This is a genomic window from Blautia sp. HCP3S3_G3 (genome assembly GCF_052063365.1).
GTDB lineage: Bacteria > Bacillota > Clostridia > Lachnospirales > Lachnospiraceae > Blautia_A.
Map to the genome: position 1 here is coordinate 643,553 of NZ_JBQHXR010000001.1, position 12,423 is coordinate 655,975.

Annotated in this window: 13 protein-coding genes; all 13 read left to right on the forward strand. The window is 45.4% G+C overall.

Translation table 11 applies throughout. From position 1 onward, the window contains the following. The 13 genes from ACTNEW_RS02900 to ACTNEW_RS02960 all read left to right on the forward strand — a co-directional run bounded on the left by ACTNEW_RS02900 (position 1) and on the right by ACTNEW_RS02960 (position 12,330). On the forward strand, positions 1–978 hold the full coding sequence (locus ACTNEW_RS02900; protein ID WP_441057651.1) for an RnfABCDGE type electron transport complex subunit D: 978 nt from the start codon (positions 1–3) through the stop codon (positions 976–978). After that, a complete protein-coding gene (locus ACTNEW_RS02905; RefSeq protein WP_441057654.1) occupies positions 975–1,592 on the forward strand; it encodes an RnfABCDGE type electron transport complex subunit G in 618 nt (205 codons plus the stop codon). The genes ACTNEW_RS02900 and ACTNEW_RS02905 overlap by 4 nt, the downstream gene beginning before the upstream one ends. Continuing rightward, entirely contained in the window at positions 1,589–2,302 is a 714-nt protein-coding gene (gene rsxE / locus ACTNEW_RS02910; RefSeq protein ID WP_441057656.1) for an electron transport complex subunit RsxE, read from the forward strand. Before ACTNEW_RS02905 ends, rsxE begins: the two co-directional genes overlap by 4 nt. A gap of 6 nt (positions 2,303–2,308) precedes the next feature. Beyond that, positions 2,309–2,884, forward strand: a complete 576-nt coding sequence (gene rsxA, locus ACTNEW_RS02915; protein ID WP_441057659.1) for an electron transport complex subunit RsxA — start codon at positions 2,309–2,311, stop codon at positions 2,882–2,884. 12 nt (positions 2,885–2,896) lie between these two features. Further along, complete coding sequence (locus ACTNEW_RS02920; RefSeq protein ID WP_441057662.1) at positions 2,897–3,694, forward strand: RnfABCDGE type electron transport complex subunit B; 798 nt, start codon at positions 2,897–2,899, stop codon at positions 3,692–3,694. A gap of 200 nt (positions 3,695–3,894) precedes the next feature. Beyond that, on the forward strand, positions 3,895–4,263 hold the full coding sequence (locus ACTNEW_RS02925; RefSeq protein ID WP_441057665.1) for a NusG domain II-containing protein: 369 nt from the start codon (positions 3,895–3,897) through the stop codon (positions 4,261–4,263). A 161-nt stretch (positions 4,264–4,424) separates the two neighbouring features. Then, entirely contained in the window at positions 4,425–5,033 is a 609-nt protein-coding gene (gene ruvA / locus ACTNEW_RS02930) for a Holliday junction branch migration protein RuvA (protein ID WP_441057668.1), read from the forward strand. A gap of 36 nt (positions 5,034–5,069) precedes the next feature. Beyond that, positions 5,070–6,071 (forward strand): Holliday junction branch migration DNA helicase RuvB, encoded by a 1,002-nt coding sequence (ruvB, locus tag ACTNEW_RS02935; protein ID WP_441057671.1) that lies wholly within the window; start codon positions 5,070–5,072, stop codon positions 6,069–6,071. 139 nt (positions 6,072–6,210) lie between these two features. Further along, positions 6,211–6,618, forward strand: coding sequence for a cell division protein ZapA (locus tag ACTNEW_RS02940; protein WP_441057674.1), 408 nt, complete (start codon positions 6,211–6,213; stop codon positions 6,616–6,618). Between the two features lie 65 nt (positions 6,619–6,683). Continuing rightward, entirely contained in the window at positions 6,684–8,882 is a 2,199-nt protein-coding gene (locus ACTNEW_RS02945) for a peptidase U32 family protein (protein WP_441057677.1), read from the forward strand. Between the two features lie 6 nt (positions 8,883–8,888). Continuing rightward, a complete protein-coding gene (locus ACTNEW_RS02950) occupies positions 8,889–10,259 on the forward strand; it encodes an FtsW/RodA/SpoVE family cell cycle protein (RefSeq protein WP_441057680.1) in 1,371 nt (456 codons plus the stop codon). Continuing rightward, complete coding sequence (locus ACTNEW_RS02955; protein ID WP_441057683.1) at positions 10,186–11,667, forward strand: peptidoglycan D,D-transpeptidase FtsI family protein; 1,482 nt, start codon at positions 10,186–10,188, stop codon at positions 11,665–11,667. The genes ACTNEW_RS02950 and ACTNEW_RS02955 overlap by 74 nt, the downstream gene beginning before the upstream one ends. A 207-nt stretch (positions 11,668–11,874) precedes the next feature. Then, positions 11,875–12,330: an NUDIX hydrolase gene (locus ACTNEW_RS02960; protein WP_441057686.1), complete on the forward strand. Its 456-nt coding sequence runs from the start codon at positions 11,875–11,877 to the stop codon at positions 12,328–12,330. Positions 12,331–12,423: the final 93 nt, after the last annotated feature.

The following is a 12,423-nucleotide window of genomic DNA, read 5'->3' on the forward strand; positions in this document are numbered from 1 at the left end:
ATGGAACAAATGTTAAATGTATCATCCAATCCCCATGTGAGGGATAAGATGACCACAAGCAGGATCATGCAGCTGGTTGTGATCGCCCTGCTTCCGACTACATTATTCGGAATCTGGAATTTCGGGCTTCATGCGCTTCTGGTTCTTCTGGTTTCTGTTGCATCCAGTGTGATTTTTGAGTGGCTGTATGACCACTTTATGCATAAACCGAATACTATAACAGACTTCAGTGCTGTTGTGACCGGCCTTCTTCTCGGCCTGAATATGCCTCCGCAGATTCCGCTGTGGATGCCGGTTCTTGGAAGCGCATTTGCCATTATTGTGGTAAAACAGTTGTTTGGTGGTCTTGGTCAGAACTTTATGAACCCGGCGCTTGCAGGAAGATGTTTCCTGATGATCTCTTTTGCAGGAAAAATGACCAATTTCTCTGTAGGTGAGAAATACAGCGGTGTGGTAGATGCGGTTACAGGAGCGACTCCTCTGGCTGCTCTGAAAGCGCAGGGATTTGTAGAAAACTCTGTACCGGTTAAGAATCTGTTCCTTGGTAATATTCAGGGAACCATTGGTGAAACATCTGCGCTTGCAATCCTGATCGGTGCAGTGATTCTCCTGGCTTTCAAAGTGATCGATCTGAAAGTACCGCTTACATATATCGGCAGTTTTACTGTTTTTGTGATTCTGTACATGCTGTTTTCCGGAATGGGATTTGACGGAAATTATCTCCTGAGCCATCTCTTTGGGGGCGGTCTGATGCTTGGCGCCTGGTTTATGGCAACAGATTATGTGACAACGCCGATCACACCGAAGGGACAGCTGGTCTATGGATGTATTCTCGGTATTGTTACGGCGGTGTTCCGTCTCTTTGGCGGATCTGCAGAAGGCGTATCCTATGCGATCATCTTCTGTAACCTGCTGGTACCGATTATTGAACGCCTGACCAAACCTGTTGCTTTTGGGAAAGGAGGCAAAAAAGCATGAATAAAATCATAAAGGATACCATTGCGATTACGCTGATCACACTTGTTTCAGGACTGCTTCTCGGACTTGTACAGGATATTACGGCAGGGCCGATCGCCGAACAGCAGCAGAAAGCCAAAGAAGAAGCGTATAAAGCTGTTTTTGCCGATGCGGATTCTTTTGAACAGGTGGAACTGACGGAAGAGGTTTCCGCAGGTCTGGAAGCCTGTCTGGATGAGAATGGATACGGCGCACAGAATATCGATGAAGTGATGACTGCTCTGGATGCTTCCGGCAGTCAGATCGGATATGCGTTTACAGTAACAACTTGTGAAGGCTATGGCGGAGACATTCAGTTTGCCATGGGTATTAAGGATGATGGAACATTGAATGGGATTTCCATCCTTTCCATCGGTGAGACTGCGGGACTTGGTATGAAAGCCAATACAGACGCATTCAAAGATCAGTTCAAAGACAAAAATGTTGAGAAATTTGCATACACCAAAACAGGCGCGACCGCAGATGATGAGATTGATGCCCTGAGTGGTGCGACAATTACTACCAATGCCATGACCAACGGCGTCAACGCCGGATTATGTGCATTTCAGTATGCGGAAGGAGGAAATCTGGAATGAAAGCAAACACACCTTCAGAACGACTGGTGAACGGCATAATTAAAGAAAATCCTACCTTTGTGCTGATGCTTGGCATGTGTCCGACACTTGCCGTAACAACATCTGCCGTAAATGGTATCGGAATGGGCCTGACAACGATGGCGGTTCTGGCTGCGTCCAATCTTATGATCTCCCTGCTCCGGAAATTTATTCCGGACGGGGTACGTATGCCGGCCTTTATCGTTGTTGTTGCATCTTTTGTAACAATTGTACAGATGCTGCTGGAAGGCTTTATTCCAAGTCTTTATGATTCTCTCGGCATCTATATTCCTCTGATCGTTGTTAACTGTATTATTCTTGGACGTGCAGAGGCATATGCATCCAAAAATCCTCCGCTTCCATCATTGTTTGACGGTATTGGAATGGGACTTGGATTTACACTGAGTATTACCTGTATCGGTGCTGTCCGTGAACTGATCGGTGCAGGACAGATCTTCGGCAGGCAGATCCTTCCGCTGGCAGATGCAGCTGCAGGTACAGCAGGATATGAACCGGTTACGATCTTTATCCTTGCACCCGGTGCATTCTTTGTACTGGCTATGCTTTCTGCTATCCAGAACAAGTTTAAGCTCGGCGCAGCCAAAAGAGGGATTGATCCGAGTAATCCGGATGCATGCGGCGGTGCATGTGCATCCTGCGGCAACAGCATGTGCAAAGGCAAAAGGGGGTAAACAGATATGAAAGAATTATTAGTTATTCTCATAAGCTCCGCCCTTGTCAATAACGTGGTTCTGAGTCAGTTCCTGGGACTTTGTCCGTTCCTGGGCGTATCAAAGAAAATCGAGACAGCGGCAGGAATGGGCGGTGCGGTTATCTGCGTTATTACACTGTCTTCTTTTGTAACAGGACTGATCTACAAATTTATTCTGGTACCGACTGGTCTGGAATACCTGCAGACGATCGTATTTATTCTGATTATTGCAGCACTGGTACAGTTTGTGGAAATGTTCCTGAAGAAATGTATTCCTTCTCTGTATCAGGCACTTGGCGTTTATTTGCCTCTGATCACAACGAACTGTGCAGTTCTCGGTGTGGCTCTGAATAATGTGCAGGATAATTACAGCATTCTTGAGGGTACTGTGAACGGATTTGCCACTGCAGTAGGATTTACCATCGCGATTGTACTGATGGCAGGTATTCGTGAAAAAATTGAATATAACGACATTCCGAAGGCATTCCAGGGATTTCCGGTTGTTCTTCTGACTGCAGGTCTGATGGCAATCGCATTCTTCGGATTTTCCGGACTGATTTAAGGAGGCGTAGATATGAATATTGGAGCAATTATTATGGCGACTGTAGTAGTTGCGGCAGTGGGCCTCTTTATCGGTATTTTCCTGGGTGTTGCAGGCAAAAAGTTTGCAGTGGAAGTAGACGAAAAAGAAGTTGCTGTCCGTGAAGCGCTTCCCGGCAATAACTGCGGAGGATGTGGTTATGCGGGATGTGATGGCCTTGCGGCTGCAATCGCAAAGGGAGAGGCGCCTGTAAATGGCTGTCCGGTAGGCGGAGATGCTGTTGGTAAGGTCATCGCCGGTATTATGGGACAGGAAGTGGTAGAAACTGCCCGTCGGGTTGCTTTTGTGAAATGTGCCGGTACCTGCGATAAGACAAAGAATAATTATGAGTATACCGGTGTGGAAGACTGTGAGATGATGGCATTTGTTCCGGGAGGCGGTGCGAAGGCATGTGATTATGGATGTCTCGGATTCGGAAGCTGTGTCAAAGCCTGTCCGTTTGATGCAATCCATATCGTGAACGGTGTGGCATGCGTGGATAAGGAAGCCTGCCGTGCCTGCGGCAAGTGTGTGGCAAAATGTCCGAAGCACCTGATTGAACTGGTTCCATATGAACAGAGTATTTTTGTCAGCTGTGGTTCTCATGCAAAAGGCAAGGCTGTGACATCTGCCTGCGAAGTAGGCTGTATTGGCTGTAAAAAATGCGAAAAAACATGTCCGAATGGCGCAATTACCGTAACAGATTTCTGTGCGCATGTGGATTATGAGAAATGTACCAACTGTGGTGCATGTAAAGATGCCTGTCCGAGAGGAATCATTCTTTCCAGATAAACAGTGATTGTGAAAAGTCAGCCGTATTTTTCTGCGGCTGGCTTTTTTGTATCAAAGAAAGTGTTTTGCATTTTCCCTGATATAAAAAATAACAACAAGAATGTTTTTATCATTTCGTTTTTTCTTCATGTTTTTCTGGTACAATAATCATGGATGTACCGATGATGAAAATACAGGATTACTATGGAGGATGTTTGTTGATGATGAAGAAAAAAGACTTTATTCTGGCAGGACGAGTTCTCTGTCTGGCTCTGATTGTGTGGATGGTGCTTCAGTTTGCGATGCCGAAAGATAACAGTGTGATAAGAATTACCGTAGATGGAGAAGTTTATGGGGAATATTCTCTGGAGGAAGATCAGGAAATTGCAATTGGCGATACCAATATCTGCCGTATTCAGGATGGAAGGGCAGTTATGACAGAAGCGAATTGTCCAGATCAGCTGTGCATGCATCAGCGGGCGATTGATGCGTCCGGAGGAACGATTATCTGTCTTCCGAATAAAGTGGTGATTGAAGCAGTGGGAGCAGGGACAGAAGCACAGGACGATTTTGACAGTATCGCAGGATGATGGAAAATAATTTATCGAATAGGTGTTTGCTTTTTGCGGATGAATATGATATGATATCTAAGACTATTGCAGAGCAGGAAGAGAAAAACAGTGAATACTGATTGCACGAAAGCTTTTTCTGTGATTTGCAATGAATGCAGCATACAGGAGCAGTGAAGAAGATGATTTCATTTATTCGTGGAAACATTGCAGATGTGACGGAGAACTCCGTGATCGTGGAGGCCGGAAACATTGGCTATGAGATTTTTATGACCGGTTCCGCCATGGAACAGGCGAGCAGAATGAAACAGGAAGTGAAGATACATACGTATTTTCATGTAAGAGAAGATGCCATGCAGTTATATGGTTTTTTGAATAAAGATGATCTGCAGATGTTCCGTCTGCTGCTTGGAGTGAATGGAATCGGTCCGAAGGCGGCCCTTGGAGTGATGTCCGGTCTTTCGGCAGATGAATTGCGTTTTGCAGTTTTGTCAGATGATGTGAAGACCATTTCCAAAGCACCCGGAATCGGACGCAAGACCGCTCAGAAGATGATTCTGGAATTAAAGGATAAATTAAAGCTGGAAGAAGCTTTTGAGAAAAAAATGGAACATGAACAGGAGTCTGCTGTTGGGGGAGAAGCGCTTCGTGACGGACGTCAGGAAGCTGTGGAGGCTCTTACAGCACTTGGATACAGCAGTACAGACGCGCTTCGTGCAGTACGAAAAGTGACAGATGTTGATCCGGAAGATGTGGAAGGAATTCTGAAGGCTGCGCTGAAGCATCTCTGATGAGAGAAGAAATAAAAAATCGTATCGGAGAACTATATGGATAAAAGGATTATCACGACAGATGTAACGGAGGAGGATTTTTCTCTGGAAGGAAATCTCCGTCCACAGAGCCTGGATGAATATATTGGACAGGAAAAATTGAAAAATACGCTGAAAATTTATATAGAAGCTGCGAAACAGCGGCATGATGCACTGGATCATGTGCTGTTTTACGGCCCTCCGGGACTTGGCAAGACCACACTTTCCGGGATTATCGCCAATGAGATGGGAGTACATATGAAAGTGACTTCCGGTCCGGCTATAGAAAAACCGGGCGAGATGGCTGCAATTCTGAATAATCTGCAGGAAGGAGATATTCTTTTTGTGGATGAGATCCACCGTCTGAACCGTCAGGTGGAAGAGGTGCTTTATCCGGCTATGGAGGATTATGCGATTGATATTATGATCGGCAAGGGAGCTTCTGCGCGTTCCATCCGACTGGATCTGCCGAAATTTACTCTTGTAGGTGCAACTACCAGAGCCGGGCTTTTGTCAGCTCCGCTTCGTGACCGCTTTGGAGTGATGCATCACCTGGAATTCTACAATCAGAAAGAACTTCGGACCATTGTGATCCGGTCTGCACAGGTTCTCGGGGTGGAAATCGATGAAAAGGGAGCAGCGGAAATCGCAAAACGTTCCAGAGGTACACCGAGACTTGCGAACCGGCTTCTGAAGCGTGTACGGGACTTTGCCCAGGTGAAGTATGACGGGAAGATTACTTACGAGGTAGCATCTTTTGCGCTTGATCTTCTGGAAGTGGATCAGTACGGACTGGATAAGGTAGACCGGAGAATTCTGAAAACGATGATCACTAATTTCAGGGGAGGTCCGGTAGGTCTTGAGACACTGGCTGCCGCTATCGGAGAAGATGCGGGAACGCTGGAAGATGTATACGAACCATATCTTTTGCAGAATGGGTTTATTCACAGGACTCCGAGGGGAAGAATGGCCTCACCGCTGGCTTTTTCCCATCTTGGATATGAGATGCCTGACAAATAAATCAGCAACGATAAAAAAAATCCTATACTTTTCTACAAAATTCGATTATAATGTGGTGAGAGTATATTCAGCGAAAGATACGTTGCTGTTACCAATCAGAATAAAAGAACCATTCGAGAAAGATACAGGAGGCTTTACTATGGCAGTCAAGAACACGGCACAGGTGGTGATCGGAGGCAAGATCATTACTTTGGGAGGCTATGAATCTGAGGAATATTTCCAGAAGGTGGCATCCTATATGAATAATAAGATTTCAGAACTCAGTGCGATGCCGGGATATTCCAGGCAGCCGATGGAGACGAAACATACATTGCTCAGCCTGAACATTACAGATGATTACTTTAAGGCAAAGAAACAGGCAGAGATCTTTGAACAGGATCTTCAGCAGAAGGATCAGGAGATGTATGATCTGAAACATGAGTTGATTTCTCTTCGTATGCAGATTGAAGAAACGCAGAAACGGGAGAAAGAAGCTCTGGAACAGAAGAATCTTCTGGAGGGAAAAGTAGGAGAACTGGAAAAGGAACTGGACGAATTACTTAAGTAAAAGAGTGAAGGGGGATTGCTTCGGTAATCTCCTTTTTTCATCAGATCAGAAAGTTGGGGATGACTTTGAAAAATCATCAGAAAATAGAATTACTTGCACCGGCAGGCTCTTATGAGAGCTTTGAAGCAGCGATCGGTGCAGGGGCAGATGCCGTTTATGTGGGTGGTGCTGCTTTTGGAGCAAGGGCATATGCAAAGAATTTCGGACAGGAAGAACTTCTTCGCGCGATTCATACTGCACATGTCCATCATAAAAAATTATATCTGACAGTGAACACACTGCTGAAGAACAGAGAACTGAAAGAACAGCTGTATGATTATCTTCTTCCGTACTATGAAGCGGGGTTGGATGCAGTGATCGTGCAGGATTTTGGCGTATTTCGTTTTATCAGAGAGCATTTTCCGGGGTTACATCTTCATGCCAGTACCCAGATGACGGTTACCGGTCCGCGAGGAATGAAATTCCTGGAAGAACAGGGGGCGTCCAGAGTTGTAACGGCTCGGGAACTGAGTCTTTTGGAACTGAAAGAAATGCACAGGACAAGTCCCATTGAGATAGAAGCATTTGTTCATGGGGCACTTTGCTACAGCTATTCCGGTCAGTGTCTGATGAGCAGTCTGCTCGGCGGAAGAAGCGGCAATCGCGGAAGATGCGCGCAGCCCTGCAGGCTTTCCTATCATACGAGCATGGACGGCAGAAGGTTTAAAGGCAAAAATGAGATGTGCCCTTTGAGTCTCAAGGATATCTGTACGATAGATATTCTTCCGGAAATTCTGGATGCGGGTGTGATGTCTCTGAAAATTGAGGGAAGAATGAAACAGCCCGGATATACCGCAGGAGTGACTGCTGTTTATCGTAAATATCTGGATCTGCTGCAGCAGAACGGCGCAGAGCAGTATCAGGTGGAAGAGCAGGACCGCCGTTTTCTTCTGGATATTTTCAGCAGGGGAGGATCCTGCAGCGGATATTTCAAACAGCATAACGGTCCGTCTATGATGGCATTTACCAATGAAAAAAAGACCGGGGAAATTTCTCCGGACATTAGAAAAAGAAAAGAAAAAATTAATGGAAATTTCATTCTTTTTCCGGGAAGTCCTGCTATACTGGAAGTATCCTGCCGGGATGCAACGATTACGGTATCAGCCGGAGAAGTTCAGTATGCCAGAAGCCAGCCGATGGAGAAACTGCGTATCCGGCAGCAGATGGAGAAACTGGGAAATACAGAGTTTGAGTGGGAAAACCTGGATATCCAGATGGATGATCAGATTTTTATTCCTGTAAAAGTACTGAATGAACTTCGAAGAGAAGCCCTTTTGAAACTTGAGGATGCTCTTACCATGCCTTATCGGCGGACATTGGATACAGATGAATGTGAAAAAACAGATCAGATGCCTTCCGGTGGAAAAATAATCAGAAAAAAGGGATTATCGGGCAGGGAAATTCCGCCTCTTTATGTCTCCTGTGAAACTGTTTCGCAGGCGGAAGCAGTGATGGAATATGAAGAAATACAGGGTCTTTATCTGCCATTTGATGTGATGAAAACCTTTATGGACAGGGGAGTGGCTCAGGAAAAAGAGCTGTATCTTTCTCTTCCTCATATGACAAGAGGTGCTGTGCCGGAAGGTTATCTCGAACAGGCAGCGATATGGCTGGAACAGGGGATGAAGGGATTTTTGATCAGAAATCTGGAATCCTATGCTTTGATAAAGGAAAACGGCTGGAAGGAAAGATGTGTGCTGGATCATTCCATGTATACCTGGAATGATGAAGCGGTGACTTTCTGGAGAGAAGAGGGAATTCTGAAGAATACAGCTCCGCTGGAATTGAATGAAAAGGAACTTTTACACAGAGACAATAAGGGAACTGAGATGGTGATTTATGGATATCTTCCTGTGATGATCTCTGCACAGTGCGTCAGGAAAAATCTGTACGGATGCGATGCGGCTGAGGGATGTATTTTTTTGAAAGACCGTTATGAGAAAGTATTTCCGGCGGTGTGCTGCTGTCATCCATGGAAAATAAAAAATACGGGCAATCCGGAATATTGTTATAATATGATCTATAACAGTGTTCCTTTCGGGCTGCCTGGTGAGAAGACAAGGGTTCTGGCTTTGGGGATGCAGTCATTACGGCTGATGTTCACCATAGAGGATGCAAAAGAAACGAAAGAGGTTCTTGAGGAATTCCTGAATATATATCATCATGGCGGTACGCCGGGACAGAGAGAATTTACCAAAGGTCATTTTAAAAGAGGAGCCGAATAAAGGTATATGATTAATGTAATTGTTGAGTTATCCAAATATATTATCCTGACATTGATGGTGGTCTATACGTTTCATTGTTTTTATATGGTCCGCCGTCAGAGCGAGGAAGAAAAGAATGAATTGCTGCACCAGCAGCTGATGCTGATCTTCTTTATAGATTTTACGGCTTTTCTCGTGATCTATCTGAAGACGCTGGATTTTAAGGTGATTCAGTTCTATATGGAGATGATGGCGTTTTTTGCTGTGATACAGATTTTGTACCGCATCTGTTACAGAAAAGCATCCCTGCTGCTTGTGAACAATATGTGCATGCTTTTGAGTGTGGGATTTATCATGCTGTGCAGGCTGGATATTGCGACAGCTACGCGCCAGCTTCTGATCGCATCGGCAGGAAGTATTGTGTCCCTGATTATTCCGGTGATGATTCGCAGGATGAAGTTTCTGCGCAGGCTGACATGGCTTTATGCAGGCCTTGGCGTAATTCTTCTGGCGGCAGTACTTGTGCTTGCGCAGACAAGCTATGGAGCAAAGCTTTCTCTCATGGGAATTCAGCCTTCGGAAGTCATAAAAATCACCTTTGTATTCTTTATGGCTGCTCTTTTGTCGAAGGATACCAGTTTTTCGGCGGTTGTAAAGGCAACGGTGATCGCAGGTCTTCATGTGGGCATACTGGTATTGTCCAGAGACCTGGGAAGCGCGGTGATTTTCTTCGCAGCCTACCTGGTTATGATTTTTGTGTCTACGAAGAAAAAGTCCTATCTGGGACTGGGACTGGCAGGCGGTTCTGTTGCTGCAGTGATTGCGTACTTTCTTTTCGGACATGTGCGTCAGAGAGTGAGTGCCTGGAAAGATCCCATGGCTGTATATCAGAATGAGGGATATCAGATCGTGCAGTCACTGTTTGCTATCGGTACAGGCGGCTGGTTCGGAATGGGGCTGTGTCAGGGATCTCCGGAAGTTATCCCGGTTGTAAAAAACGACTTTATTTTCAGCGCGATCTGTGAGGAGCTCGGGGGGATTTTTGCTATTTGCCTGATTCTGGTATGCATGAGCTTCTTCCTGATGATTGTAAATATTGCTGTTAAGATCAAAAATCCTTTTTATAAGCTGATTGCGCTGGGGCTTGGTACCGAATACGCTTTTCAGGTATTCCTTACAATTGGCGGAGCAACGAAATTTATCCCTATGACCGGCGTCACACTTCCGCTGGTGAGCTATGGCGGAAGTTCCGTTATGAGTACGATTCTGATGCTGGCGATCATTCAGGGACTGTATATTTTAAGAGAAGACGAGGACGAGGAATTTGAGAAACGCAGAAAAGAAGCGGCAAAAAGAGCTGGAGCAGGAGCGCAGGCGGCGGGAGAAAGAAATTATTAAGAAGCGGAAGGCAAGAAATCGCGAATATAATTTTGTTTCTGCCTTTTTTATCCTGATTTTTGTGAGCCTGATCGGTTACCTGATCTATTTTAATTCAGTAAAGAGTGAGACGTTTATTAACAGTCCGTACAATACCCGTCAGGATACGTTTTCGGATCGTGTGGTCAGGGGAAAGATTGTTTCTTCTGATGGAGAAGTGCTGGCTCAGACGAATGTCAGCGAGGACGGTACAGAGGAACGTGTGTATCCATACAGCAATATATTTGCTCATGTGGTGGGATATGATTCTAACGGCAAGAGCGGTCTGGAGTCCGAGGCGAATTTCCAGCTGCTTACTTCTCATGCTTTTTTCCTGGAACAGATGAAGAATGAATTCCGGGGCGAAAAGAATGCGGGAGATAATGTGATCACCACTTTGAATGCCAGCCTTCAGACTACCGCGTATAATGCCCTGGGTGACAGGAAAGGAGCCGTAATCGCCATTGAGCCTTCCACGGGTAAGATACTGGCTATGGTAAGCAAGCCGGATTTTGACCCGAATGATATTGAAGAGAACTGGGATTCTCTTGTCAGTGACGAGACCAACAGCAGCCTTCTGAATCGTGCGACAATGGGACAGTATCCTCCGGGGTCGACGTTTAAAATTGTGACAGCTTTGGATTATTTCCGTACGAAGGGAAGTTTTGAAGGATACAGCTATCTGTGCGAGGGCAGTATCACGATGGAAGACCATACCATACGCTGTTATAATTCTACCGTTCATGGGCAGGAGGATTTTTATACAGCATTTGCAAATTCCTGTAACTGTGCATTTGCAGAAATCGGGACAGTGCTTGGCGGTAAATCTTTGAGAAAGACCAGTGAAGATCTTTTGTTTAATAAATCACTTCCGCTTAAGAATTCCAGAAAGAGCAGTTTTACGCTGGACGAAAGTTCACCGACAGCGCTGGTTATGCAGACTGCAATGGGACAGGGAAATACGCTTGTGAGCCCGCTCCATATGGCCCTGATCACTTCTGCCATAGCGAACGGCGGAATTCTGATGCAGCCGTATCTGATCGATCAGGTGCAGAATAATGCAGGCGAGACAGTAAGTACTACGGAACCTGTTGAGTACAAGCGGCTGATGACGGATAATGAAGCGAATCTTCTTGGAAAACTCATGAAAAATGTTGTAACGAACGGTACAGCATCGGCATTAAACGGAAGAGCCTATACCGTAGCCGGAAAGACAGGGTCTGCAGAATTTGACGAAAACGGATCCAGTCATTCCTGGTTTATCGGTTACTGCAATGCGGATGATCCGGATCTTGTGGTTGCGATCATAGTAGAAAATGGCGGAACCGGAAGCGAGGCTGCTGTTCCGATTGCAGGGCAGCTTTTTGACGCTTATTACTATGGTGGTTGACAGATTTGTGAATGGATTTTCCTGCATAAATGTATGAAAACACATGGAGGGATATTTCCGGTGGACAGTAACGAGGTCAACTTTCTATTGCCATGACCTGTAAAAAGAGGTATACTATATACAGGTTTTTCAGAAGAATTGCCGTGTATTGACTGAGGCAGATTCCGGCGATTCTGAATACACACGCATTACAGGAGGATTTGCAGTATGATAGAAGCAACAAGCTGTGGCGGTGTGGTAATTCATCGGGGAAAGATACTGGCGTTATACAAGTCTTATAAGAACCGTTATGAAGGATGGGTTCTTCCAAAAGGCACTGTGGAGCCGGGAGAGACGTATGAGCAGACTGCTCTGCGGGAAGTTCGGGAGGAAGCGGATGTGAGAGCTTCCATCGTGAAGTATATCGGTAAGAGTCAATATAATTTTACGGTACCCGAAGATATGGTCACAAAAGAAGTACATTGGTATCTGATGACTGCTGATAATTATCATAGTAAACCTCAGCGGGAGGAATTTTTCGTGGATTCCGGTTATTATAAGTTTCACGAAATTTATCATCTGCTCCGTTTTTCCAATGAGAAACAGATTGTGGAAAAGGCATATCAGGAGTATCTGGAGATGAGAAGTGAAGGCAGCTGGGGAAAACAGCATAAGTATTATTGAAAGGTAAACGGGCTGTGTTTTTTTAACGCAGTCCTGTTTAAATTCTGAAGAAAAGGGAATCCTCCAGATAAGAACCGCAGCGAGTAGAAAAGG